The following is a 25,306-nucleotide window of genomic DNA, read 5'->3' on the forward strand; positions in this document are numbered from 1 at the left end:
TCAGCACTTATTGATAGATATCAACGATAAAACAGGCACAAAATAGGCTCATTGAACACAATGAATTAAATTAAAAAATATTATTTAAAAATAAGGCGCTACCAACTGATGGCAACGCCTTTACGTTCTTCAAAAAAGCTTATCAGGCTGGATTCAAAAAACTTACAACTCTTCCGCGCTTTCAGACAGATAGCTGGCTACACCGTCAGGAGAAGCATTCATCCCCTTGTCGCCCTTATTCCAGCCAGCGGGACACACTTCACCGTGCTCTTCATGGAACTGAAGTGCATCAACCAGACGGATCAGCTCGTCCATATTACGACCCAGTGGCAGGTCATTAATGATCTGGGAGCGTACAACACCTTTGTCGTCAATCAGGAAAGCACCACGGAAAGCCACACCGCCTTCGGACTCAACATCATAGTCCTTGCAGATCTGATGAGTCATATCCGCAGCCAGGGTATACTTCACCGGACCAATACCGCCCTCGTTAACGGGCGTATTGCGCCAGGCGTTGTGAGTAAAGTGAGAGTCGATAGAAACACCAATCACTTCAACTTTACGTTCTTTGAATGCGTCTATACGATGATCCAGGGCAATCAGCTCCGATGGACAAACGAAAGTAAAGTCCAGCGGGTAGAAGAACAGAATACCGTATTTTCCACGAATGGCTTCCGAGAGGGAAAATTCATCAACGATAGTACCATCACCCAGAACCGCTGGAACGGTAAAATCAGGAGCCTTCTTGCCTACCAGTACGCCCATTTATTCATCTCCGGTTAGTTAACTATGTCCAACAACACGTTCAACAACACGCAGATTCAACCTGTCCGCGTTGGCTGATACGTCTGCGTTGGCTGATACGTCTGCGTTGGCTGATACAGAGCCTCAATGTTCTGAAGCCGTTGCCAATCATACACGGCATGAGTATTCCTGCCTACTTGCACAGTAAAAATAACCACAAACCCTACCATCCATTGACACAACTCATGCCGGACATAGGGATTATTTACCTGGCAACCACAAAAATGCACCTATACTTCTGTTCCTGAAAGGCAGATGCAGGGCAAGGCTATGTCACAGCCAGAAAAGCTCTACCACAAAATGGCACACAGGGCAGGTGTGGCATTCTCCGCTACCAACCCACTGATTGACCACTGGCTGGGCAGTTGGAACCATAGCAACCCCTTGCTGGATATTGGTTGTGGTAACTGTCACAACAGCCTGGTAGCCATCAACAATGGTGCCAGAGTCTATGCCACCGAGATTGACGAGGGCAGCCTGCAGTTGCTTCAGCAGGAGCATCATGACAAAGCCGAACGGCTCAGTTTTCATCTGGCTAAACTACCTGACAGCATGCCCCTGCCTGATAATTATTTTTCAGGCATACTCTGTTCGGAGGTCTTCCACTTTCTAAACCACGAAGAAACCCTTGCTGCAATACAACAACTTCGACGTTTATTAATTCCCGATGGGAAGGTTGTATTAACCTGTGGCTGTGAAGACTCGCAAATGTTTAAAAAAGTTAACCTGAAAGGAATAAAAGTCGCTCAGCGGAAAAAGCACCCTGACCGCCTTGACCCTGTTGATGGTATTCTCAGTCTCATTGACGAGGCGTTGAGTCATTACGAACCTGATCCTGAAGCCAGAGAATTGAGAGACTTAGCCTACTCAATAATGCCCAGAAGCTATTTCAATTTTTTTAATCCCGACCAGCTGGCTCATGCTTTTTCTGATGCGGGTTTCAGTATTGACCTGATCACAACAGGCCCGGCACTTCATTATCCTGCACTGGAACATGGAGATCACGATCAGGTAAGACTCGTGGCTGGCAAACTTTAAAATCGCCTGAATTCAAGTCATAAGTGCATAACCCATGACTTTTCTTGCATCTATTCCAGTTGACTCTTTAAATGCCTCATAAGGAGTCTTGTAGCCCAGGCACTTTCTTGGCCTGTTGTTCAGCTTATCCACTGCAATGATGACATCTTTTTCTGTCACGCCATTAAGCTCCATCGACTTGGGGAAATACTGCCTTAGCAAACCATTAGCATTCTCATTCTGGCCTCTTTCCCAAGAATGGTAGGGGGCAGCAAAGTAGCTGTCACATTTTAAAGCTTTGGCAATTGATTCATGCTGAACAAACTCCTTTCCATTGTCGTATGTTATTGTCTTTACAAACCTTTTCAGAGGCTTGAGTACGTCAATTATTCCCTGTTTAACCGCTTTTGCCTTCTTGCCTGGTAGAGGGACAGCAAGGCGAAGCTTGGTTTTTCGTTCATCTAATGTAGCGATGGCTCCTTTATGATTTTTACCTATTACAGTATCAGCTTCCCAGTCACCAACTCGCTCTCTGTTGTTGACCACTTCGGGGCGTTCTTCAATGCCAACCCGATTTGGTATACCGGTTCGGTTATGAGCTGAACCGTATCGCTTTCGATAAGTTTTTTTCTGGTGCCTCAAGTGCTTATAGAGCGAGCCTCCGCGCCGTTTATCATCCGCTACAAATTGATAAATCGTCTCATGATGCAGCTTGATTACACCGTCCTTTTCAAGCCTTCCAGCCACTTGTTCAGGACTCCAATCTGAACGGATATCGTTTGAAATACGTTGTTTAATGTCGTCTGTCAGCTTAATAGCTTTTGGCTTATCTTTGTGCCGCTGCCGAGCTGTGCGATTAGCCTGTTGGTGCCTGTACCCTCTTTGCCCTTTATTGCGGTTTACTTCTCGCGACACGGTAGGCTGTGAACGGCCAAGCTTTTTAGCAATTTTGTTTTGTGAAGTCCCATTTTTGAGTTCAGTTTCGATATAATATCTCTCTTCAGAGCTCAGGTGTGTATAGGCCATCCTTGGCTTCCTCTGTATGGTTTGGTTGCTTTACAGAATACCCCTGAGTTCTGATTCACTTCAAAGGTTCTGAAACAATCCTCTGGTTACAGAGGTTATGCACTTATGATACGAATTCAGGTCGTTTTAAATTAAGCTCTGAATTAATTAGTGCCTGTCCGAAAACCCTCAAGCCCTTGAAAAACACAGCCTGAGGCCAAATATAATACTCGAAGATTTTCCCAGACAGGCTGTTTTCGAGTTTATGCGTCAAACCATTAATCCACAAATGCAGTTGGGCGAGGTTGATATCTCCGCCATCACATTCAACCCCAAGTCCAGAGATGATATTCCCCGGCTTTTGCGGGGCTTGCAGCACATATGGGTTACACCTGATCTGAGAGAGCAGGTCTTTCAAGTTCTTGAAAGTATGATTCCTGCCAGCAGTAATAATGGTCGTCCCGGTATGGATCTCTGGAACATACTGGTGTTTGGCACCCTGCGGCTGGTCACTAACTGTGATTATGACCGTCTTCAGGAGCTGGCCAATGAACACGGCACGCTACGGAAAATGCTTGGGCACGGTCCTTACTGCACGCACTCTTATCATATCCAGACATTGCAGGATAATATCAGCCTGTTCACGCCCGAAATACTGGACCAGGTAAACCAGATTGTCGTGGCAGCAGGCCATCAACTGGTTAAAAAAAAGATGAGCCGCTATATGGCCGTGCCGATTCGTTTGTAGTCAAGACCGATGTTCATTTTCCCACAGACATCAGCCTGTTAAACGATGCCTGTCGTAAGGCTATTGAGTTTGCGTCCACCCTGGCTGGCCAGTACCAGTTACCAGCGTGGCGTCAGCGGGAATACCTGAAAAAACAGCATCGAAAGCGCTATCACAAGGTGCGGAATCTGAAACATTCCGTTGCTGCCTGCGAGTTTAAACAGCGGTCACGTCAGCACGATATTGAAACGGCACACCTTGAATACATTAAGTACAGTCTCGACATTATCCGCAAGGCAGAAAGCACAGCTGCCCTGGTAGAAAAAAGCGCCCCCGATGAGTCTGCGCTGGAGAATCTCAAATACTACATTGCCCACAGTCGTCACCAGATTAATCTGATTTATCGTCGGGTGATCGAGCATCAGCAGATTCCTCACAGCGACAAGGTGTTCTCGATTTTTGAACCCCACACAGAATGGATCAGCAAGGGTAAAGCCGGAGTTCCTGTAGAGTTGGGGTTGCGGGTATGCGTACTGCAAGACCAGTTTGGCTTCACGCTGAATCACCATGTGATGCAAAAGCAGACAGACGATCAGGTTGCAGTGCCTATCGCAAAAGGAGCAAAACAACGCTTTCCCATGCTGAGCCAGGTCAGTTATGACAAAGGGTTCTGGAGCCCCGCCAACCTTGAGGAACTTGATGGCTTTCTGGAACGAACCATTCTGCCGAAGAAAGGCAGGCTTTCCGCAGAAGACAAAAAACGAGAGCACCACCTTGAGTTTACCCGGGCAAAAAGAAAGCATTCCGCCGTAGAGTCTGACATTAATGCTCTGGAAGCCAATGGCCTCGATAAATGTCCGGACAAGGGCATTGATGCCTTCAAGCGCTATGTTGCCCTTGCGGTTGTGGGTGGCAACCTGAAGCGCTTGGGCAGGATTTTACAAGAACGGGATTTTTAGCCCTACTGACAGCAGTCTTTTGCCGTCCGAAATTTGATCATGGGTGCATGAGGGTTCTGCACGTTCGTAAAATGGCAGTTTTGGCTATTTTGCAAGCACTTTGATCAAGAAGTGCCCTATAAGCGAGACTCTGATAATGCTTGCGGAGCAGTTCTACTGTTTGATGAATGTCAGTGACTCAATTTTCATAGGTTTTCTGACAGGCACTAATTAGTGCTTTAATTCAAAACACCAAATACAAATGATAAATATTATTGTTATCTTTCAACAAGATAGCATTGAAAAATAGTTTTTGACAGATGGTGATGTCACATCATACTTGATAAGCGTATGGGTAACCCTTTCCTATTTTTCCTCTAACGGATATCTATCATGACTGGTGACCAAACTGTTATCGAACACCTGAACAAGGCGTTGATGAATGAGCTGACAGCCATTAACCAGTATTACCTGCATTCCAGCATGCTGAAAAACTGGGGCGTTAAAAAGCTGGGCAAAGAAGTCTACAAAGAATCCATTGAAGAAATGTGGCATGCCGACTGGCTAATAGAACGAATATTATTTCTGGAAGGGATGCCGGACTTTAAAAATCTGGACAAACCCATTCTCTCTAATTCGGTTCAGGGCATTCTTGAGTCGGACATGCAACAGGAAAAGAAAGCCATACCGGTTTTAAAGGAAGGCATTAAGTACTGTGAGAAAGTTGGGGATTTTGGTTCAAGGCAACTGCTGGAAAAAATACTGACGGCTGAAGAGGAGCACATGGATAGCCTGGAAGTACACTTGCACCAGATCAAAATACTGGGTACAGAAAACTATCTGCTGTCGCAAAGTGCTGACGAATAACTCTGCCGCTCCCACTCAACAGGTTGGACTGCATCAACGAAACAGTCCAACCCCGGAGCAGTCTGTAAAGATTATTCGCTTTTGCCAGCCGCCTCGGAAATCAGTTTCTGCAGGTCGCCACTGTTATACATTTCAATCAGAATGTCACAGCCGCCAACCAGCTCACCACCTACCCACAACTGAGGGAAGGTTGGCCAGTTAGCGTATTTTGGCAGGTTAGCGCGAATTTCAGGGTTTGCCAGAATGTCTACAAAAGCAAACTGTTCACCACAGGCCATCAGTACCTGGACAGCCTTGGACGAAAAGCCGCACTGGGGCAGTTTAGGGGAGCCCTTCATATAAAGCAGAATGTTGTGAGTTTTGATTTGTTCCTGGAAGTCTTCGAGTTCAAATGCCATTAGAACAGCCTTTATTTTAATAGAAATAAGTCCGGAGCATCATAGCAAAGGTATAAGCCAGCGGTACACCGGGTATATAACATAAATTGCCGGTTTTAATGGTACTTTTGCACCATATAAAGTGCGTTATCCTAAGGCGCAAGCAGTGATTTCGGTTAAATAAGGTCAATATCTGTCACGGATGGAAAAATATGATTTGGCTTAAAAGGCACCTGTTCGATATCAGCGGTTTTGCTGACGCCAGATAATACCAGAACCGTCTCCAGCCCTGCCTGGAAACCTGCCAGAATATCGGTTTTCAGATTGTCGCCAATAATCAGGGTGCAGTCCGAATGAGTCTCCATCTGGTTCAGGGCCGCCCGGATAATCCAGGCGCTGGGCTTGCCGACATAAAATGGTTTTTTGCCAGTAATTCGCTCAATGGGGGCGCAGAGAGCGCCACAGGCTGGCGACATGTCCGGGCCATGGGTGTCAGGATTGGTGGCGATAAAACGGGCACCATCAACGACAAACCTGGCCGCCATATGAATCATGTTCCAGTTAAAATTGCGGGTCTCTCCGACGACCACAAAGTCCGGGTTGATATCAGTCATGGTGAAACCGGCTTTGTACAGTTCATGCATAAGAGCGCCTTCGCCAATGACAAAGGCTTTGTGGCCATCCTGGCGCTTCAGAAATTCAGCGGTGGCCATGGCGGAAGTAAAAAAGTGATGTTCAGGAATGTTGATGCCCACAGAGGCAAAGCGATTTTGCAAATCCTTTGGTGTTTGTGAGGGGTAGTTTGTCAGCATGAGCAGTGGGACATCGCGTTCCAGCAGCCTGTGGATAAATTGATCGGCTCCCGGCACAATCTGGTTATTATGGAGGATGACGCCGTCGATATCGCAAATCACACTTTTGGCTGTAGATGGAATTTCTGCTGTGGGCATCCTGATTCTCCGCTGCTCGTGTTGGACAAGGGGCATCAGTATAAGTCTCAGCCGAGGAAAATCCTATTTTCTAATTGATCACCCTGACGCTCCCCCCCCCTGTGTCAGCATAGTTAATGGGATGGTTAGCCTCTTCTTATTTTCAGTTAATGTAAGCAGGAAACAGGCAGATTAATCCTTCCCCCCCAGATGCCGCACCTTGGGAATACTGGCACGTAAGCCAGATATTCGCGTGTTATGTGCGGGATGAGTACTCATAAATTCGGGCGGGCTACCGCCACCCGCCGCTGACATTTTTTCCCAGAGCGTCACTGCGGCATGGGGGTCATAGCCAGCCCTTGCCATCAGCTCAAGGCCAATCAGGTCTGCCTCCACCTCATTGGTTCTGCTGTTTGGCAAAGTCATGCCGTAATTCACCACAGCATCAGCCATCTGCATCGCGCTCCGGCCTGCTCCCAGCAAGGCGGCAGCCGCACTGAACCCCAGTTGCTGCACATAGGCATGGGACATGGCTTCCCGACCGTGTTCACGCAGGGCATGGGCCATTTCATGCCCCATAATCGCGGCAATCTCATCATCAGTCAGCTTTAATTCATCCAGAATGCCGGTGTAAAACATAATCTTACCTCCCGGCATACAGTAAGCGTTCAGCTGTTGACTGGTTAGCAGATTAACTTCCCAGTCCCAGTGCAGGGCATCCATTCGAAACACCCCCACCTGCTTCACCAACCGGTCGGCAATCGCCCGCAGTTGTTTCAGCTGTTTATGATTCTGGTTAAGCGTACCGTCCTTTTTTCCTTTTGCCAGCGCTTTACGGTAAGCCTCGGCAGCCATCTGGTTCACTTCACTTTCAGAAAGCATGGTCACCATTTGCTGCTGTCTCTGAACACCAATGGTGCCGGATGAGGTGGTAGAAACGGACTGGCACCCTGCCAGCGTAATTGCGGCTCCCACAGCAACCGCCCTGAAAAAGTTTTTCATGTTGTTCTTTTAATCTATTATTTCGACCAGTTTTCGATTCGATCACAGGCCTGTACCAGCTTTGGGCAATTCGCCTCAACAAAAGCCTCTTCAGAAAGACTACTGTCGTTTATTGCATTCAGCGCCCTGTCACCATCAAAATCAACAAATGCCATGCGAGTGTACAACTGACTGTCGTCTAAACCAAAGTCCGAACCCGGCAACAAGGCGACACCGGTCTCCTCCAGAAGTTTCTCACAGAGCTGTTCCGATGAAAAAATACCCTTCTGTTCCAGTTTCGCTCGCAGGGCTGCAAAGCTGGTCAGCAGATAAAAACCGCCAACCGGTTCCTCCATTTTCAGCCCGACAGCCCGCAACCTTTTGACCATATACGAAGAAATTCGTTTTAATACTGCACGGGTTGCCACCAGGTAGGCGTCCAGCGCGGCTGACTCTGAAAAAGCCGTACAGGCCGCATACTGGGTTGGCGCGCTGATAGACGTAAAGGTTTCACTGGCAATAATAGCCATAGCATCCTGCAAAGGTCTTAATGTATCAGGCAGCAGCATTACTCCCAGCCGCCAGCCTCCGGCACCACACCATTTACTGAGACCACTGCTGATGACTGTTCCTTCGGGATAATACACAGACATTGACTGATGATTGCCAGCAAAGGTAGTTTCCGCATAAATCTCATCGGCTACCACAATAATGCCGTATAGTCGGGCGACCTCTGCTAACGCCTTCAGACTGTCAGCATCATAACTGCAACCGGTTGGGTTACTGGGGTAATTCAGAATTAAAATGCGGGTTCGTTCAGGTTCCTGCTGACAGAAAGCATCCAGTTCATCCGCCTGAAGTCGCCAGTGGTTTTCTGGTTTAGTGGGCAAGTGAAAAACCTTGCGACCTAACAACTGAGCCTGAGGGGCATAGGAAACCCATGAAGGGGCAGGAATCAATAGGTCACCTTCACAAGCCATCTGCAAATTGAAAATTAATTCCTTGGAACCGGGCCCCACCAGAACATCTTCCGCCTGCCAGGGAATTCCATCCCGGCGTTGGTAATAACGGGCAACCGTTTCACGTAATAAATAAAGACCTTTTACAGGCAGATAATCTTTTTCATGGGCGTGCAACCTTAACGCACTGACGACCACTTCCGGAACCGGGAACGGGGATTGCCCAAGCCCCAGTTTAATGATGTCCCGTCCCTGTTGAATCAGGCGATTACTGTCTTCGTTAATTTGCAGTGTGGCTGATGGCTTCAACCCTCGTACATTCCTGTTGAGCTGATTGACTTTAATCATTGTTATTTTTCTGTCCCGTCCCTGTGACACGCAATGCCTGCCAGAGAAAGTAGCCACTTCAGGCAGGTATTAATTGATTTAACACCCTATTGATTTGAGAGAACAACTGTTTTTTACAAGAACTGCGACTTTGCTGGTCTTTGCTACAATGGCTCTCAACTTTCAGGATCAGAATAACTACCCATGAAATCAGCTCTCAAACTTTTGATATTGCCGCTGTTATTGTTTATTTCGGCCTGTGGAAGTCTTTCCAAAAACGGTACTGAAGAGGTTTATTATCAGCTGGAGACTAATCTTCTGATTGATGGCAGACCGCTGCAACAGCAAAGTATCGAATTACCGGGTTATACAACCAGAAAACTCTATTTTCATGATGATGTGATGAATCACACCTATAAAGTGGAATATGCCGTGATGCCGGGAGAGGAAGCACAAACCGTGTTTATCGACACCATGATATCCCGCACGGTTAGAAGTGTCGGCATTCTGGCCCCTGATAACGAGGAAGCCGGATTTACCTTTAAAGAACCCTCCCCGGAAATTGAATTGCAGGTCAAAGCCAGGCCAATCACCAGGCGGTAAAAAGGAATGCACTCCGCCAGCAACGCTGGCGGAGGCAACGGGTTAATATTCGGCTCTTAACTCTCTGGCAACCTGAACCATATTGGTCAGAGCTTCTTCCACTTCCGGCCAGTCACGGGTTTTCAGACCACAATCCGGGTTCACCCACAACCTTTCAGGCGGAATCTTTTCAGCCGCTTTCTTAATCAACTGTTTCATCCATTCCCGCTCCGGCACATTGGGCGAATGAATATCATAAACCCCGGGGCCAATTTCATTGGGATATTCAAACTCCTCAAAAGCATCCAGCAGCTGCATGTCAGACCGTGAGGTTTCAATGGTGATGACATCCGCATCCATGGCAGCGATGTATTCAATGATGTCATTGAACTCGCTGTAACACATGTGGGTATGAATCTGGGTATCATCCTGCACACCACCGGCTGTCAGCCGGAAACAGTTCACCGCCCAGTCCAGGTACTCTGGCCAGTCTGCCTTTCTCAGAGGCAGACCCTCCCTGATCGCTGGTTCGTCAATCTGAATGACGCCAATCCCTGCCTGCTCCAGGTCCGTCACTTCTTCACGCAGTGCCAACGCCAGCTGCTCACAGGAGGTTTTTTGAGAAACGTCATCCCGTGGGAAAGACCAGCGAAGAATCGTCACCGGCCCCGTGAGCATACCTTTCATCACCTTACTGGTCTGCTGCTGGGCAAATACGCTCCAGTCAACGGTCATAGCCGCAGGGCGGCTGATATCACCATAAATAATGGGCGGCTTTACGCACCGGCTACCATAACTCTGCACCCAGCCGTACTCAGTAAAGGCAAAACCATCCAGCTGTTCACCAAAATACTCCACCATATCATTGCGCTCTGCTTCACCATGAACCAGAACATCCAGACCTAACGCCTCCTGTCGTTTTATTGTGGCCTGTATTTCCTGCTGCATGGACTCAAGATATTCCTGCCTGTCCAGCTGCTGTTTTCGATAAAGACTACGCTGCCGACGTATCTCTTTCGTTTGGGGAAAAGACCCGATTGTGGTGGTAGGGAACAGCGGTAACTTCAGCTTTTCCCGTTGCAGGCTATATCTTTCAGCAAAGGGAGAATGTCGCTGCATCAGCTCGGGAGTAATGGCATCTGTTTTTTGCTGAACCTCTTCCCGATGTATTCTTCGGGACGCTCTGCGACTACAGGCGACGGCATCTGACAAGGCCACCAGCGCCCTGGTTTTGTCGCTGTTATCACCTGACAACGCCTTGCCCAGTACTGCAATTTCTTCACACTTCTGTACCGCAAAAGCAAGCCAGGATTTCGTTTCTTCATCCAGCCGTTCTTCCGAGTCGAGATCAACCGGAACATGCAGCAATGAACAGCTGGAAGAAACCCACAGTCGTTCACCCAGCCTCTCACGGGCTGGTTTTAGCTGTTCCAGAATCGCTGAAAGGTCAGAACGCCAGATGTTTCTGCCATCAATCACGCCGACAGACAGGGTTTTATAAGCAGGTAACCGGTCCAGCTCAGAGAGTAACTGTTCAGGTGCGCGAACCAGATCAATATGCAAACCTTCAACCGGCAAATTAACGACAGTCGTCGTTGCATCCTGCAAGCCACCAAAGTAGGTTGCCAGCATGATCTTGATAGCAGGTGTTTGCAGCCTGTTATAAACACTCTCAAATGCCTGCAACCACGGTTGTGGTAAATCCAGAGCCAGAATGGGCTCATCAATCTGCACCCATTGAGCACCGGTTTCTGCCAGCTCCGCCAGCACCTGCCCATAAACCGTCATCAGCTCATCAAGCAGCTCCAGCCGGTCGAAGGATTCTCCTTTAACCTTGCCAAGCCATAACCAGGTTAATGGCCCTATCAACACAGGCTTGGCATTAAATCCCTGCTCCTGAGCTTCTATGGTTTGTTCGATTACCGCCCGGCTGGTCAACCGGAACGTCTGCCCCTGGTGCAGTTCAGGCACAATATAGTGATAGTTGGTATCAAACCACTTAGTCATTTCACAGGCCGCTGCTGCCTGACCGCTGGGCGCACGCCCTCTTGCCATCCGAAACTGGGTATCCAGCAGGTTATCAGCCTGACCTTCAACGTTGCCTTCAAACCTGTGCGGAATTGCTCCCAGCATCATGGAATGGTTCAACATCTGGTCGTACCAGGCAAAATCCCCCGTAGCGACCCAGTCCATACCGGCATCCTGTTGCATTCGCCAGTGCATTGACCGTAAACGCTTGCCTTCAGCCATCAGGGCAGACTGATCGAGATCACCTCTCCAGTATGCTTCTGTTGCTTTTTTCAGCTCACGAAATTTGCCAATTCTGGGAAAACCAACACAATGTGAAGTCGCCATTGCCACCCTCCTCGGAGGTGATGTTGTCATACGTTTATTGGATTTATTCTGGTCATGATCGTCTCTGCCACGCTCACTCACAGACGTGAATGAGTGTGGTAGAGAATGCAGAATGCTTCAAATTGGATTTCAGGTCAACTAAACGACAGAAAAGGTTTACAACTAACGCCGCTGCTTGCGGGGCCATACCAGGCTGAACCGGGCACCACCCATCGGGCTGTGACTGACCATCGCCCGACCGTTATGCCAGTACATAATCCGGCGGACAATGGAAAGCCCCAAACCATAACCACCAGTGTTGCGGGTACGACTGTCGTCAAGACGACTGAAAGCAGAGAAAACCCGGTCCCACTCTTCCTCGGCGATGCCCGGCCCATCATCATCAACATCGACGCGGCAGGTCTCCTGAGTGGATGAAAACCTTACCTGCACTTTACTGTCGGCGTAGCGGCAGGCATTGCCAATCAGGTTCTGAATGGCACGATGGATATAGCGTCGGTCAACGTCTGCGAAACGTCTTGGGTTCAGCACATTGCAGGGAATATGTTCAATGTCCACACGGTCCTGCAGCCGCCCGTATTCACTGACGACCTGCGCTACCACTTTATCAACATCGTGTCGTTTATAACGAATCTCCGGAGCAGACTGCTCCAGATTGGCATAGGTCAGAAATTCGTCAACCAGGTTATCCAGTTCTTCGATATCCTTATCCATACCTTCCAGCTGTTTCTCGCGCTCTTCACTGGTTTCTGCGTCAGCAATCAGATCCAGGCCAAAACGCAGGCGCGCCACCGGTGTTCGCAGTTCATGGGAGACACCACGAATCATCTCCTTCTTCAGGCTCAGTAAACGCTGAATGTAGCCCGCCATGGCATTGAAGGCAGAAGCAAGGCGGCCAATGGAATCGGTTCCGCCAATAGAGACCCGTACATCAAAATCACCCCGGCTGAAACGTGTGGCAGCGCGCTCCAGCCGACGCAGGCGTTTCTCCATCCCACGAACCAGGATATAAATCGCCAGACTGATGGAGGTCAGCATAAACAGACCGATGGAAATCATCAGCTTAAAGGGATAAGGGTTCAGCAACCTCAGTGGCCCCAGCCGCAACAGCTGGCCCGTATCCGGCAGGCTGGTATACATGGAAATGCTCTGCCCTTCCTCATCCAGCAGCATCAGCATACTGCCCTGACGCAACTCCTCCTGCTGAACCGGCAGCAACCGGGCCTGGGCTTCCTTAAGCAGATGCACCGGATAGCTGAAAGAGCCGACGGCTAACGCCTGCAAACGCTGCTCCCGTTCTGCGGGTGCGTAGCGCAGAAGCTTTTCCCGGAGCAAACTCAGTGTGCCATTGATAATCTGCTCCGATATATTCAACACACAGCCTTGCAGCAACCGGTTCTGATCAAGACGGGTAGATACCAGCGCCCGGCTGTTATCCAGCATCTGAACAGACACACCGGAACGATCCATATGCTCCAACGCCTTTTTACTGAGTCCGGACTGATCAACCGTTACGACTGAAAAAGGAATAGCAACACGGTAAGCCCACTCATCCAGCCACGCCTGACGTTCCTGCTCGGGCAATTCCTGCAGGCTCTCTGACACCAGCCGGAATGTGCCCCGAACCATATCTTCCCGATACTCACCCAGACGGTGGTCATTAATCAGCGTCACTGAGATGCCAGACAGCACAGCCACCAGCACCAGCGTGAAAAGAAGCCCGCCATATATTCGGAGAAAAATACTACTCACAAATCTAACCTGTTAGCGCCATGGGCCTGACCAGGCACGATTCCCGGCCAGGCATCTGACTCAATCACTTTTTACAAACAGATAGCCTTTACTGCGCACTGTTTTGATAAGGCGGGGATGCATCGGGTCATCACCAATTTTGGGGCGAATTCTGGATACACGGACATCAATGGACCGGTCCTGACCGTCGTATTCAATACCACGCAGCTGGGCAAAAATCTCTTCCCGACTCAGAACCCGCCCTGCATTGGAGCAGAGTAGCCACAAAAGGTCGAACTCGGCACTGGTCAGCTCAATACTGGCCTGATTCAACCAGGCTTCGCGCATAGCGTTATCGACAACCAGTGGGCCAAAAGTCAGACGACTGACGGCCTGTTCCTGTTCTTCTTCCACCGGCGCAACCGCCCGGCGCAGCAAAGCCCGGATACGAGCCAGCAAAACCCTGGGACGAACCGGCTTGGCCACATAGTCGTCAGCCCCCATTTCCAGCCCCAGAACTTCGTCAAGGTCTTCAGCCCGTGCCGTCAGCATTAAAATCTGGCCGTGATACTGTCCCCGAACCCGGCGGCAGATGGAGATGCCATCCTCTCCGGGCAACATCAGATCCAGCACGACCAGATCCGGGCGTTCCTTCAGGATGCGTTCAACCGCCTTGCCGCCATCGCCTTCCACAGTGACCTGCAGGCCATTGTTCTGAAGATAATCCCTGGTCAGGGTCGCCAGCCGCTCATCGTCCTCAACGATCAGTATTCGACCTGTCTCTGTATTTTCCACAACCAAATTTCCAGCGTATGAATTATTGTGCAAGATACTACTACACCCCCACGCCAGAATCCTGTCTGTTAAGCAGTTACAGCCGCGGCTTATTCCAGTATCACTACCCGTTCGACATTCAATGGATAAAAACAGTTCAGGACAAAGGAATTTTTTTCACGGCAAAATCCGCGCAAATCCGTTAAAATCTCAAACACTATATATTGTGGTTGTTGAAAGTCGCATAACTGTCGGAATCAGGAAAAATCAATAGTATTTTTCTTATCTTTAGTCCAGATTATATTCCTTTTTATTATAAAAAAAATTGGGTCTCAACTACGACCTGTTGAATACTGCTTGAGTGCGATAAGAAAGACAAACTGCCAGTTTGCAAACACTAACATAAAAATAAATTCACAGGTTATCCACTGCATTTCCACGACAGTGTCAACTTGAACTTATCCCAATACCGCATTATCTTGTGTATATAAACAAGACATACACAACATGTTGTATATCTCGTATTCAGCACCCCACAAGATGTTATGACAGTACCGCTGACTGCGAGTACTCAAAAGCACAGATCTGGCGCTGTAAGAATGCTAAATATCAGGGAAGAATGCTTAAAGGCTCTCGGATAACCATCAGTCAGGGCTTACTTTCTAAGATACATGTTGCAGTTGATCCTGATTTTTTATCGATCCGGGTTATAAGTACACAATCAGCATCTCCCATTAGCTTTCTGGTTTCTGCCTCCCGAGAAAGGTGCAGTCGACAGGTTTCTTGTCGACAACGAAAACACAATATATTGATTTACAGGTAAGGGTTGAATGAACAAAAATATCCTGGTCACCAAGCGAAACGGCGACAAGGAGCAGCTGGATCTGGACAAGATTCACAAGGTGATCGCCTGGGCTGCTGAAGGATTAAACAATGTTTCTGTCTCAGAAGTAGAGCTGAAGTCACATATACAGTTCTATGATGCCATCCAGACCACTGATATCCACGAGACCCTGATCAAATCCGCTGCTGACCTGATCTCAGAGCAAGCACCTGATTATCAGTACCTAGCGGCCAGGCTGGCGATTTTCCATCTCCGTAAAAAAGCCTACGGTCAGTTTGAGCCTCCGGCCCTGTACGACCATGTCCAGAAACTCTGCGAAGCCAAAAAATACGACACCCACCTCTTAAAAGACTACAGTGAAGCTGAATTCAGCCAGATGGACAGTTTCATTGACCATCAGCGCGACATGAACTTCAGTTATGCAGCCGTTAAACAGCTCGAAGGCAAATACCTGGTTCAGAACCGTGTCACCGGCACCTACTACGAAAGCCCGCAAATGCTCTATATGCTGATCGGAGCCTGCCTGTTTTCAAGCTATCCAAAAGCAACCCGAATTGACTACATTCGTCGTTTTTATGATGCGGTGTCCACTTTCAAGCTGTCTCTGCCAACACCGATCATGGCGGGGGTCAGAACCCCCACACGGCAGTTCAGTTCCTGTGTCCTGATTGAGTGCGGTGACTCTCTGGATTCCATCAACGCAACCTCCAGCGCTATTGTAAAATACGTCAGTCAACGGGCAGGCATTGGGATTAATGCCGGAGGAATCCGTGCCATTGGCAGCCCGATCCGTAACGGCGAAGCCTTTCACACCGGCTGTATCCCTTTCTACAAGCACTTTCAGACCGCTGTAAAATCCTGCTCCCAGGGCGGCGTCAGGGGCGGAGCAGCCACTCTGTTTTACCCGCTCTGGCACTACGAGGTGGAAAACCTGCTGGTACTGAAAAACAACCGCGGGGTCGAAGAGAACCGTGTACGGCATCTGGACTATGGCGTTCAGTTTAACCGCCTGATGTACCAGCGCCTGATTCAGGGTGGCAATATCACCCTGTTCTCCCCCAGCGATGTACCCGGTCTTTACGACGCCTTTTTCCAGGACCAGGAACAGTTTGAAGTACTGTATGAACAGTATGAAAAAGACGACAGTATTCGCAAAAAGACCCTGAAAGCCGTTGAGCTGTTCTCCCTGTTTGCCTCAGAGCGTGCCAGTACCGGCCGCATTTATCTGCAAAACGTTGACCACTGCAACACTCACAGCCCCTTTGATCCTGCTGTCGCCCCAGTGCGCCAGAGCAACCTCTGTCTGGAAATTGCCCTGCCCACCAAGCCCCTGCAGCATGTTATGGATGAAGACGGTGAAATTGCCCTGTGCACCCTGGCCGCCTTCAACCTTGGCAAGGTCGATCAGCTGGACGAACTGGAAGCACTGGCCGACCTGCTGGTACGCGCACTGGATAGCCTTCTGGACTACCAGGACTACCCGCTGCCTGCCGCCTATACCGCCACCATGGGGCGTCGTCCACTGGGGGTGGGAGTGATCAACTTTGCCAACTATCTGGCAAAAAACAATGTGCGCTACTCCGACGGTTCCGCCAATGGCCTGACCCATAAAACCTTTGAAGCAATCCAGTATTATCTGTTGAAAGCTTCTAACCGGTTAGCCAGGGAACAGGGAACCTGCACCAAATTCCATGAAACCACTTACGCCAAAGGCATCCTGCCTGTCGATACCTACAAGCAGGATCTGGACAGTGTCTGCCCGGAACCTCTGCATCTGGACTGGGAAGCCCTGCGCAGTGAGATTCGGGAATACGGGCTGCGCAATTCCACCCTGACCGCCCTGATGCCCTCTGAAACATCATCCCAGATCAGTAATGCCACCAATGGTATAGAGCCCCCACGAGGCTATGTCAGCGTAAAAGCCAGCAAAGACGGGATTCTCAAGCAGGTCGTTCCGGACTATGAAGAACTCCGTGGACGTTACGAATTGCTCTGGGACATCGAAAGTAATGACGGTTACCTGCAACTGGTGGCTATTATGCAGAAGTTTGTAGATCAGACGATTTCAGCCAACACCAACTATGACCCGGCTCGTTTCGAAGGTGGCAAGGTACCCGTTAAACTGTTGTTGAAAGACCTGTTAACCGCCTACAAACTGGGTGTTAAAACGCTTTACTACCATAACACCCGTGATGGCGCAGCGGACTCCCACGAAGAGGCCGACGACGGTTGTGCCGGTGGAGCCTGCAAGATTTAACGACCCTTCAACTCAACCCAGTCGTGGTCGCTGCGGCGACCCGGATAAACAAATACTATGAGCTACACCACTTTCAACCAGGAACTGTTCAATGCCACCGAAGAACCCATGTTTTTTGGTCGCAATGTCAACGTTTCCCGCTACGACGTGCAGAAACACCCCGTCTTCGAAAAGCTGATTGAAAAACAGTTGTCGTTTTTCTGGCGACCTGAAGAGGTGGACCTGTCAACAGACCGCAGCGATTTCGCGGCTCTGCCAGAACATGAAAAGCATATTTTTCTGAGCAACCTGAAGTATCAGACCCTGCTGGACTCGATTCAGGGACGCTCCCCCAATGTCGCCCTGCTGCCCATTGTCTCCCTGCCAGAACTGGAAACCTGGCTTGAGACCTGGGCTTTCAGCGAAACCATCCACTCGCGTTCGTACACCCACATTATCCGCAATATCCTGCCGGAGCCTTCAGCCGTATTCGATGATATTGTCACCAACAGCGCTATTGTTCAGCGGGCTTCCGACATCACCCGTTATTACGACGACCTGATTGAAGGCATCAACCAGTACAACGTGCTGGGAGAAGGTGAGCACCAGGTGAATGGCAAAACGGTTCATGTGTCGATCACCGACCTGAAACGCCGACTTTACCTGACGGTGGTATCCATCAACGTGCTGGAAGCCATTCGCTTTTATGTCAGCTTTGCCTGCAGCTTTGCCTTTGCCGAGCGTTCCACCATGGAAGGCAACGCCAAGATCATTAAACTGATCGCCCGTGATGAAGCCCTGCACCTGACGGGAACCCAGCACATGCTGCAGATTATGGCGGAAGGTAAGGATGATCCGGAAATGGCTCACATCGCCACGTCACTGCATAGCGAAGCCAGAGAGATATTTATTGAAGCCGCAAAGCAGGAAAAAGAGTGGGCTGAATATCTGTTCCAGGACGGTTCAATGATTGGCCTGAACAAGGATATTCTCAGCCAGTATGTGGAATACATTACCAACCAGCGCATGTCTGCCATCGGCATGGAACCGGCCTTTGCACCGATCCAGAACCCTCTGCCGTGGATGAACAGCTGGCTGAACAGCGACAATGTGCAGGTAGCACCGCAGGAAGTTGAAGTCAGCTCTTACCTGGTGGGGCAGATAGACAGCGAAGTGGGGTCGGAAGATTTCAGTAACTTTTCACTGTAGCTTCACCCCGCTGTAGCACTATCGCCATAACCAACTAACAGACGACAGGAGACTCCCGTTGGCCAATATCATCAAGATTATTGAAGGGTTCAGCTTTATTCCCAGAAGCGAGCTGAACCTGCTGGAAGCCCTGGAGTCTCAGAAGGTTAATGTCGATTACCAGTGTCGTGAAGGCTTTTGTGGCAGCTGTCAGGTACAGCTGCTCGAAGGTGAGGTGGAGTACACCAGCGAACCCATCGCCTTTATACCAGAGGGTCGGATTCTGCCCTGTTGCTGCCACGCCAAAAGTGACCTGACCATCGAGATTCCCGGCGGGTGTCATTTAAAGAAAACTGAACAATAAAATGCCCCTTCTGCCAACCCTTTTTCTGGCCATTGCTGCTTTTCTGGCTTTTCTGTTTTTTCCGGCAAGAGTATGTACAGCAGCCCCGGTTATTGGCAAAACCACCATCAGCCACCAGTTCACCCTGATTGGCCACAGCATCACCCTGATTGGCCACAGCAAGTACCACGGATGGTTTCAATAAACCTGCTATATTGTCGAAAACGAAAATACCTGAAATCAAGAGGATCATAATCCTGTTTTCCAGATTACTGCCTTTATGGGCACTGTGTGGTCTGATCGCTGGCTATTATTTCAGCTCTGCCATTGCCCCTTATAAACCCGCCATGTCTCTCCTCTTAGCCATTATTATGCTTGCCATGGGACTGACTTTGACGATAGCTGATCTGCGCGAGGCGTTAACTGATGTACGTCCTCTGGTTATGGGTGTTTGCCTGCAATTTATCCTGATGCCTCTTCTGGCCTACATCATCAGCATGAACTTTTCCCTTTCCCGGGAACTGCTGGTGGGAATGATACTGGTAGGTACTGCACCCGGCGGGACAGCCTCCAATGTGCTTGCCTATCTGGCAGGAGGACGAATTGCACTGTCGATTGGCATGACAACCCTGTCAACATTACTGGCGGTTGTCATTATGCCATTACTGAGTTCTTTGTACTTAAGTACCGTAGTTGAGGTTGATAAGGTCGGTATGCTGCTCAGCATTCTGCAAATCATTATTCTTCCAGTGGCCGTAGGAGTGCTTCTTAATTATTTCTGTCCACGGCAGGTCAGTCGCATTAAACCCTGCCTGCCCTCTGTTGCCGTTGCCGCCATCAGTTGTGGCATTGCCCTGGTGGTTGCACTGAATGTAGACACGCTTACCACGGTTTCTGTCGCAGTGGTTCTGGCGGTTCTTCTGCATAACATTCTGGGGCTGGTGTCAGGGTACTTTTTTGCCAGGCTGTGTGGAATGAATGTACCCACCGCCCGTACTGTTGCTATAGAAGTTGGCACACAAAACACAGGGCTGGCAGTCGCCCTGGCTTTCAAGCACTTTACGGTTCTGGCGGCCCTGCCCGGAGCCGTATTCAGCATAACCCAGAATTTACTGGGTGCCTGGCTGGCCAGTTACTGGTCCGGAAAACCACCGGCAGAAACAGAAAAAAGCTGACTACTGGCTTGACCATCAAGCTTTTATACGTAAAATGTCGTTCAATTTACTCAGCTGTTTATCAGCGACATTGCAACAATGTTGACTTGCTGCAATTTTTTCACTGCAATAACTTGTTAGAATGTTTTATTGAGCCTGCCAAAAGCAGGCTTACAGGACGAACGGATACTTCCGAGGCTAAGCAAACCCGTGTTTATATTAGTCACAGTAAAACGTGAAGCACTGGCTCCGACTCTCTATGCCAGCCGTCGTCGATTTCCCGTTTTTAAAAAAGCCCCTTTTATAAGGGGCTTTTTTTTGGTTTAAAACCCACGCAGACAGGTGTTTATTGATGGAAAACCGACTCTACAAAAGAGATATCATTTCCATTGCTGACTTTGACCGGAATGACCTTGAACTGGTTCTGGAAACAGCAGCACAACTGAAAAACTCACCACGCCCTGACCTGTTGAAAGGCAAGGTGATCGCCAGCTGCTTCTTTGAGGCATCCACCCGCACCCGCTTGTCCTTTGAAACCGCAGTACAACGACTGGGCGGCACCCTGATTGGCTTCTCCGATGGAGGCAATACCTCTGCCAAAAAAGGCGAGACCCTAGCAGACTCCGTCAATATCATCAGCTCCTACACCGACGCCTTCGTGATGCGCCACCCGCAGGAAGGCTCAGCCCGACTGGCATCGGAATTTTCCAGCGTACCCGTCATCAATGGAGGAGACGGCTCCAACCAGCACCCGACCCAGACGCTGCTCGACCTGTTCAGTATTCGTGAATGTCAGGACAAACTGGATGGTCTGAAAATCGCGTTTGTTGGTGACCTGAAATACGGACGCACCGTGCATTCCCTGGCTCAGGCACTGTGCCATTTTGGGGCGGAGTTTACCTTTATCGCGCCGAAAGCACTGACAATGCCGGATTACATTCTGGAAGAACTGGACGAAAAAGGGATCAAATACCACTTCTCGGACTCTATCGAAGAGACTGCCCCGAAGGTGGACATCATCTATATGACCCGTGTCCAGAAAGAGCGCTTTGACGAAACCGAGTACAAGCACATCGCTTCCAGATACATTCTGAACGTGGACTCACTAAAAGACGCAAAAGACAACCTGAAAATCCTGCACCCACTGCCAAGGGTGGATGAAATTGCTGTTGAAGTCGACAAGACGCCTTACGCCTACTACTTCCAGCAGGCTGAAAACGGTGTCTATGCCCGCCAGGCATTGCTGGCGCTGGTATTGAATGAAGTCGTGTAAACGGCATTGCAACGAATTGAGGATGAGACAATGAGAAAGAAACTTCAGGTTGAAGCCATTCGTCAGGGTACCGTGATCGACCACATTCCTGCCGGACAGGGCATTAAAATCCTGGATCGCCTGCAACTGCTGGACTCCAATGCCAGTATTACCGTAGGTTTTAATCTGCCCAGCAAGGACCAGGGTCACAAAGATATCATCAAGGTCACCAACCGAATGTTCTCTGAGCAGGAGGCAAACCAGCTGGCACTGTTTGCCCCCACCGCGACAATCAATGTAATCGACAACTATGAAGTCGTCGACAAGTTCAAAATGGCACTGCCAGAAAGCCTGCAGGGTGCTTTCTCATGCCCGAACTCTAACTGCATCACCCACAACGAGCCAGTCGATACTCACTTTTCCCTGCGTGAGCATAAAGGTGACGTTCGCCTGAAGTGCAGGTACTGCGAAAAGAGTTTCAGCAAGGATATTGTTGCTGAATTGTAACCGGCTTTTGGCTGTTAGCTGTTGGCCGTTAGCTGCTGGCTCCTGGCTATTTACTGCCTGACCAATAGCCAATAGCTAACAGCCAATAGCGATATATTGCGAACCTTCCAGATTTATTCATGTCTATACTGCATCGGATTCTAATAAGCAGTACGGACAGGATGTGAATTATTTCTCTTCTTTAAAGCCGCTCATCCCCTATATAAAACTGACCGCCATGAGCTTTTTCTTTGGGGGCGTATTTATTGCGGGAAAAACCATTGCCGGCAACGTTGAGCCAGTGATAGCGGCATTCCTGCGTTTTGCCATCGCTACTCTTGTGCTCCTGCTAATCCTGCTGTGGAAAGAGAAACAGATCCCGATCCCCACTCCCTCCCAGTTTGTGGGGCTGGCAGCTCTAGGCTTAACGGGCGTTCTGGGCTATAACCTGTGCCTGTTGACAGGTCTGGAAACCGTTTCTTCCAGTCGTAGCTCTGTCATTATTGCCAGCAATCCGGTGTTCATTACCCTGATGTCGGTTCTGTTTCTGGGCGAAAAACTCACCTGTCGCAAACTGGTCGGTATTGGTCTGTCAGTCTCCGGTGCCGTTCTTGTGGCTTCACACGGCAGCTGGAGCAACCTGGCCGATTTCAGCTCCGGCGATCTTGCTATAGTGGTCGGCGCCCTCTGCTGGGCAAGCTACTCCGTCATTGGTAAATACATTCTCAACTCCCTGTCACCGCTGGTTTCAGTCACTTACGCCTCAGCCATCGGCCTGGTGATGTTGCTGCCTCTTGCCTTGTATACAGCCGATTTTCAAACGGTTCGTTCATTGGATGTCAATGCCTGGATTGCCATTGTGTATATGGGGATATTCGGCACCGTCTGTTCTTTTCTGCTCTACTATCAGGGCATACAGGTGTTAGGGGTTGTCCGGGCTGGCGCCTTCATTAATCTCATTCCGGTCAGTGCCATTATACTGGCGCTGTTTATCCTCAACGAGGAAATAGACGCATCCATCACAATTGGCACATTAATCACTATTTTCGGCATTTTTCTTATTAATTCACGACAAAAGACTGCCATTGGAACTAATCAGTGATACCTATGTCTAATAGCTGAAATTTCTAATTAACCATAAAATTAGGTAATTAAGGTTATAAGCCCGCCTTCGGTGGCTAAGGATAGGCAGTATGGATTGTGGTCCAGTCCAAACACTTATACAGATCATTTCCGGTTCAGACCGTTGCACAACGCCTGCGCCCGAAACCGCTTCTGCTAAAGCCCAGAAATCCTTCGAAGAAGCCAGCTTCTTCGCGGCTCATTTTAAAGACTTTACCGTTCGCCCCATGCCAGACCCTGCTTTGATGCAGGTTCTTCGAAGAGGTCAATGGCGTCGTAAACTGCGCAAAGTCAGTAAAAAAGAGCAGCCTGAACGCACTCATATGCGGAAACCCGGGGACAAAGAAGAAGAAAAAGAAGCACACCACGAAGAGCTGCATGAAAAGTGGTAAGACCGGTCGAAAACAAGATCAATTGGCTCAAAAGTGGTTCTTCTTACCCGTTTAACTTAAAATCGATGAAATTAGCCGCAGAACCTCAATCTACACTCTGCGACATCATGCTGCACCATGTTCCCTTAATTACCCGCCAACACCATCTGGCAGGAGCTCTGGCGGCAGCTGCTCAGCCTGCACCTTTTATTCAATCAGGTTCAGGAAATCGATAAGGAATGAGATCAAAGCATTGAGTGGTTTACTAAGCATTTTCCGCAGAAAAAAGGCGGTTTCAGAGTCCGGACAAAAGCAGAGTTCTGTACCTGCCCGAAACAGTGGAAAAAAACCTCAGAGTCATAATTCTGAGTCCTCAGGTTCCCGCAAAAAAAAGCGCTATCAGGAACGCACCAACAACCCCCGCAAAAGCCACTCCAGACAGGCACATAAAAAGCCAGTGCCAGCCTGGGACATCAGCCAGTTTGCAGTCGAACCGGAAGAAGGCAAAACCCGTTTCCACGATTTCGACCTGCCCGACGGTCTGATGCAGGGCATCCATGAGCTGGGTTTCAAATACTGCACACCGATTCAGGCAGAGGTTCTGGGCAGTACCCTGGCAGGGCGTGATGCCATTGGTAAGGCACAGACGGGTACGGGTAAGACAGCCGCTTTTCTGATCAGTACCATCAAACAACTGATTGATATCCCACCACCAGACACCCGTTACATTGGTGAACCTCGTGCAGTAGTCATTGCACCGACACGGGAACTGGCTCTGCAGATTGGCAAAGACGCTGAAGCCCTGACCAAACACCTGCCACTGCATGTGGTCACCGTGGTGGGCGGCATGGATTACGACAAACAGCGTCAGAAGATCAATGCCAATTACATCGACATTCTGGTGGCAACACCGGGTCGACTGCTGGATTACTGCGAGCGCAAGGACCTGTATCTGGATCTCACCGAAACCATGATCATCGACGAAGCCGACCGCATGCTGGACATGGGCTTTATCCCCCAGGTACGTCGAATCGTGCGTATGACGCCACGTCCGGGCGATCGCCAGACCCTGCTGTTTTCTGCAACTTTCACTGATGAAGTCCTGCGCCTTGGTGAGCAATGGACCTGGAAGCCGGTCAAGGTTGAAATCGAACCGGAAAGCGTTGCCACCGACACAGTTGATCAGAAACTATACCTTGTTACCAACAAACAGAAGTACGCCCTGCTAACCAACCTGATCAGGCAGGGTAAGCTGGATCGCGTCATTGTCTTTACCAACCGCCGGGATCAGACCCGGCGCCTGACTGAGCGCTTGCAGAAAGATGGTTTCAAAACCGACCAACTGTCCGGCGAAGTCCCTCAAAAGAAACGCATTAAAACCCTGGACAACTTCAAGAACGGGAAAATCAACGTCCTGGTCGCTACCGATGTCGCAGGACGCGGTATTCATATTAAAGGCATCAGCCATGTGGTGAATTACTACCTTCCAGAAGATCCGGAAGATTATGTACACCGCATTGGCCGTACTGGCCGTGCCGGGGCATCAGGCACCAGTATCAGCTTTGCCTGCGAGGATGACTCTTTCCTGATCCCTGATCTGGAAGACATGCTGGGTGCCAAACTGAATATGGAATACCCACCTGAAGAATTGTTGAAGTAGTTCACAAATGGCCGGTTTATCCGGTCATTTTTTATCACCCACGGTGATGAAAAATTTTCACGGTAAAAAACGGGTAAATAGCGAGCATTCGAAAGGCATTTAAATAGCAGCAAAAGAAGCTTATTTCTTAAATTTTAGAACCAAAACTAGCGGAATAAAAGCTGTTTGAAGTGACAAATTAATTTTTTATTTCAAACCGTAATTTAAACTTGCCGACCTTCATTTTTTCGATAACTATTAACTATGAGAGATCCACAAACCGACGAGGAAGTCGCTT

At 49.3% G+C, this 25,306-nt stretch carries 23 protein-coding genes; 14 read left to right on the forward strand and 9 right to left on the reverse strand.

The annotated features are described in order from the left end of the window. Nucleotides 1-162: 162 nt before the first annotated feature. The gene (locus NX722_RS19160) at nt 163-765 is read right to left on the reverse strand and encodes a peroxiredoxin (RefSeq protein WP_262564457.1); all 603 of its coding nucleotides are present in this window, start codon (nt 763-765) and stop codon (nt 163-165) included. Between the two features lie 309 nt (nt 766-1,074). Between NX722_RS19160 and NX722_RS19165 the strand changes: the two genes are divergently transcribed. Continuing rightward, nucleotides 1,075-1,842, forward strand: coding sequence for a class I SAM-dependent methyltransferase (locus NX722_RS19165; protein WP_262564458.1), 768 nt, complete (start codon nt 1,075-1,077; stop codon nt 1,840-1,842). Between the two features lie 12 nt (nt 1,843-1,854). On the opposite strand, the gene NX722_RS19170 is transcribed toward NX722_RS19165, so the two are convergent. Beyond that, nucleotides 1,855-2,847, reverse strand: coding sequence for an IS30 family transposase (locus tag NX722_RS19170; RefSeq protein ID WP_262563592.1), 993 nt, complete (start codon nt 2,845-2,847; stop codon nt 1,855-1,857). A 244-nt stretch (nt 2,848-3,091) separates the two neighbouring features. On the opposite strand from NX722_RS19170, the gene NX722_RS19175 reads away from it, so the two are divergent. Beyond that, a protein-coding gene (locus NX722_RS19175; protein ID WP_262563791.1) for an ISNCY family transposase occupies nt 3,092-4,512 on the forward strand; the annotation gives its coding sequence in 2 pieces (ribosomal slippage) (nt 3,092-3,536 and nt 3,536-4,512; 1,422 coding nt in all). A 372-nt stretch (nt 4,513-4,884) separates the two neighbouring features. After that, nucleotides 4,885-5,358: a bacterioferritin gene (gene bfr, locus NX722_RS19180; RefSeq protein ID WP_262564459.1), complete on the forward strand. Its 474-nt coding sequence runs from the start codon at nt 4,885-4,887 to the stop codon at nt 5,356-5,358. 71 nt (nt 5,359-5,429) lie between these two features. Here bfr and grxD read toward each other — a convergent pair whose 3' ends face one another. The 4 genes from grxD to NX722_RS19200 all read right to left on the reverse strand — a co-directional run bounded on the left by grxD (nt 5,430) and on the right by NX722_RS19200 (nt 8,952). Beyond that, nucleotides 5,430-5,756: a Grx4 family monothiol glutaredoxin gene (grxD, locus tag NX722_RS19185; protein ID WP_262564460.1), complete on the reverse strand. Its 327-nt coding sequence runs from the start codon at nt 5,754-5,756 to the stop codon at nt 5,430-5,432. A 155-nt stretch (nt 5,757-5,911) separates the two neighbouring features. Beyond that, entirely contained in the window at nt 5,912-6,685 is a 774-nt protein-coding gene (locus NX722_RS19190) for an HAD-IIA family hydrolase (RefSeq protein WP_262564461.1), read from the reverse strand. 171 nt (nt 6,686-6,856) lie between these two features. Beyond that, the gene (locus NX722_RS19195; protein WP_262564462.1) at nt 6,857-7,666 is read right to left on the reverse strand and encodes a M48 family metalloprotease; all 810 of its coding nucleotides are present in this window, start codon (nt 7,664-7,666) and stop codon (nt 6,857-6,859) included. Between the two features lie 17 nt (nt 7,667-7,683). Next, entirely contained in the window at nt 7,684-8,952 is a 1,269-nt protein-coding gene (locus tag NX722_RS19200; RefSeq protein ID WP_262564463.1) for a pyridoxal phosphate-dependent aminotransferase, read from the reverse strand. A gap of 183 nt (nt 8,953-9,135) precedes the next feature. On the opposite strand from NX722_RS19200, the gene NX722_RS19205 reads away from it, so the two are divergent. After that, complete coding sequence (locus tag NX722_RS19205) at nt 9,136-9,534, forward strand: hypothetical protein (RefSeq protein ID WP_262564465.1); 399 nt, start codon at nt 9,136-9,138, stop codon at nt 9,532-9,534. 42 nt (nt 9,535-9,576) lie between these two features. Here NX722_RS19205 and metE read toward each other — a convergent pair whose 3' ends face one another. From metE to NX722_RS19220, 3 genes are all read right to left on the reverse strand, one after another. Then, nucleotides 9,577-11,868: a 5-methyltetrahydropteroyltriglutamate--homocysteine S-methyltransferase gene (gene metE, locus NX722_RS19210; protein WP_262564467.1), complete on the reverse strand. Its 2,292-nt coding sequence runs from the start codon at nt 11,866-11,868 to the stop codon at nt 9,577-9,579. A gap of 162 nt (nt 11,869-12,030) precedes the next feature. Beyond that, nucleotides 12,031-13,620, reverse strand: coding sequence for an ATP-binding protein (locus tag NX722_RS19215; protein ID WP_262564468.1), 1,590 nt, complete (start codon nt 13,618-13,620; stop codon nt 12,031-12,033). A gap of 60 nt (nt 13,621-13,680) precedes the next feature. Then, nucleotides 13,681-14,394, reverse strand: coding sequence for a winged helix-turn-helix domain-containing protein (locus tag NX722_RS19220; protein ID WP_262564469.1), 714 nt, complete (start codon nt 14,392-14,394; stop codon nt 13,681-13,683). 809 nt (nt 14,395-15,203) lie between these two features. On the opposite strand from NX722_RS19220, the gene nrdA reads away from it, so the two are divergent. The 10 genes from nrdA to rhlB all read left to right on the forward strand — a co-directional run bounded on the left by nrdA (nt 15,204) and on the right by rhlB (nt 25,029). Continuing rightward, a complete protein-coding gene (gene nrdA / locus NX722_RS19225) occupies nt 15,204-17,474 on the forward strand; it encodes a class 1a ribonucleoside-diphosphate reductase subunit alpha (RefSeq protein WP_262564471.1) in 2,271 nt (756 codons plus the stop codon). 57 nt (nt 17,475-17,531) lie between these two features. Beyond that, nucleotides 17,532-18,662, forward strand: coding sequence for a class Ia ribonucleoside-diphosphate reductase subunit beta (gene nrdB / locus NX722_RS19230; protein ID WP_262564472.1), 1,131 nt, complete (start codon nt 17,532-17,534; stop codon nt 18,660-18,662). Nucleotides 18,663-18,720: 58 nt separating this feature from the next. Then, nucleotides 18,721-19,005, forward strand: a complete 285-nt coding sequence (gene yfaE / locus NX722_RS19235; RefSeq protein WP_262564473.1) for a class I ribonucleotide reductase maintenance protein YfaE — start codon at nt 18,721-18,723, stop codon at nt 19,003-19,005. A 1-nt stretch (nt 19,006) separates the two neighbouring features. Next, nucleotides 19,007-19,189, forward strand: a complete 183-nt coding sequence (locus NX722_RS19240) for a hypothetical protein (RefSeq protein WP_262564474.1) — start codon at nt 19,007-19,009, stop codon at nt 19,187-19,189. Beyond that, nucleotides 19,155-20,159 (forward strand): bile acid:sodium symporter family protein, encoded by a 1,005-nt coding sequence (locus NX722_RS19245; RefSeq protein WP_262564475.1) that lies wholly within the window; start codon nt 19,155-19,157, stop codon nt 20,157-20,159. The genes NX722_RS19240 and NX722_RS19245 overlap by 35 nt, the downstream gene beginning before the upstream one ends. Nucleotides 20,160-20,490: 331 nt before the next feature. Next, nucleotides 20,491-21,411 (forward strand): aspartate carbamoyltransferase, encoded by a 921-nt coding sequence (gene pyrB, locus NX722_RS19250; protein ID WP_262564476.1) that lies wholly within the window; start codon nt 20,491-20,493, stop codon nt 21,409-21,411. Nucleotides 21,412-21,441: 30 nt separating this feature from the next. After that, nucleotides 21,442-21,897: an aspartate carbamoyltransferase regulatory subunit gene (gene pyrI / locus NX722_RS19255; protein ID WP_262564477.1), complete on the forward strand. Its 456-nt coding sequence runs from the start codon at nt 21,442-21,444 to the stop codon at nt 21,895-21,897. 163 nt (nt 21,898-22,060) lie between these two features. Beyond that, nucleotides 22,061-22,978, forward strand: a complete 918-nt coding sequence (locus tag NX722_RS19260) for a DMT family transporter (protein ID WP_262564478.1) — start codon at nt 22,061-22,063, stop codon at nt 22,976-22,978. A gap of 91 nt (nt 22,979-23,069) precedes the next feature. Continuing rightward, nucleotides 23,070-23,390 carry a hypothetical protein gene (locus tag NX722_RS19265; protein ID WP_262564479.1) on the forward strand — a complete coding sequence of 107 codons (321 nt, stop codon included), beginning with the start codon at nt 23,070-23,072 and terminating at the stop codon, nt 23,388-23,390. A gap of 232 nt (nt 23,391-23,622) precedes the next feature. Beyond that, nucleotides 23,623-25,029, forward strand: a complete 1,407-nt coding sequence (rhlB, locus tag NX722_RS19270; protein WP_262564480.1) for an ATP-dependent RNA helicase RhlB — start codon at nt 23,623-23,625, stop codon at nt 25,027-25,029. Nucleotides 25,030-25,306: the final 277 nt, after the last annotated feature.

It is taken from the genome of Endozoicomonas gorgoniicola (assembly GCF_025562715.2).
GTDB classification, from domain to species: domain Bacteria; phylum Pseudomonadota; class Gammaproteobacteria; order Pseudomonadales; family Endozoicomonadaceae; genus Endozoicomonas_A; species Endozoicomonas_A gorgoniicola.

What these genes read in the sequence shown, in the direction of transcription:
- NX722_RS19170 (WP_262563592.1), bottom strand. Translation starts at nt 2,847, where the DNA reads ATGGCCTATACACACCTGAGCTCTGAAGAGAGATATTATATCGAAACT.
- pyrB (WP_262564476.1), top strand. Translation starts at nt 20,491, where the DNA reads ATGGAAAACCGACTCTACAAAAGAGATATCATTTCCATTGCTGACTTT.
- nrdB (WP_262564472.1), top strand. Translation starts at nt 17,532, where the DNA reads ATGAGCTACACCACTTTCAACCAGGAACTGTTCAATGCCACCGAAGAA.
- NX722_RS19195 (WP_262564462.1), bottom strand. Translation starts at nt 7,666, where the DNA reads ATGAAAAACTTTTTCAGGGCGGTTGCTGTGGGAGCCGCAATTACGCTG.
- NX722_RS19200 (WP_262564463.1), bottom strand. Translation starts at nt 8,952, where the DNA reads ATGATTAAAGTCAATCAGCTCAACAGGAATGTACGAGGGTTGAAGCCA.
- NX722_RS19265 (WP_262564479.1), top strand. Translation starts at nt 23,070, where the DNA reads ATGGATTGTGGTCCAGTCCAAACACTTATACAGATCATTTCCGGTTCA.
- pyrI (WP_262564477.1), top strand. Translation starts at nt 21,442, where the DNA reads ATGAGAAAGAAACTTCAGGTTGAAGCCATTCGTCAGGGTACCGTGATC.
- nrdA (WP_262564471.1), top strand. Translation starts at nt 15,204, where the DNA reads ATGAACAAAAATATCCTGGTCACCAAGCGAAACGGCGACAAGGAGCAG.
- metE (WP_262564467.1), bottom strand. Translation starts at nt 11,868, where the DNA reads ATGGCGACTTCACATTGTGTTGGTTTTCCCAGAATTGGCAAATTTCGT.
- bfr (WP_262564459.1), top strand. Translation starts at nt 4,885, where the DNA reads ATGACTGGTGACCAAACTGTTATCGAACACCTGAACAAGGCGTTGATG.
- grxD (WP_262564460.1), bottom strand. Translation starts at nt 5,756, where the DNA reads ATGGCATTTGAACTCGAAGACTTCCAGGAACAAATCAAAACTCACAAC.
- NX722_RS19205 (WP_262564465.1), top strand. Translation starts at nt 9,136, where the DNA reads ATGAAATCAGCTCTCAAACTTTTGATATTGCCGCTGTTATTGTTTATT.
- NX722_RS19160 (WP_262564457.1), bottom strand. Translation starts at nt 765, where the DNA reads ATGGGCGTACTGGTAGGCAAGAAGGCTCCTGATTTTACCGTTCCAGCG.
- NX722_RS19165 (WP_262564458.1), top strand. Translation starts at nt 1,075, where the DNA reads ATGTCACAGCCAGAAAAGCTCTACCACAAAATGGCACACAGGGCAGGT.
- NX722_RS19190 (WP_262564461.1), bottom strand. Translation starts at nt 6,685, where the DNA reads ATGCCCACAGCAGAAATTCCATCTACAGCCAAAAGTGTGATTTGCGAT.
- NX722_RS19240 (WP_262564474.1), top strand. Translation starts at nt 19,007, where the DNA reads ATGCCCCTTCTGCCAACCCTTTTTCTGGCCATTGCTGCTTTTCTGGCT.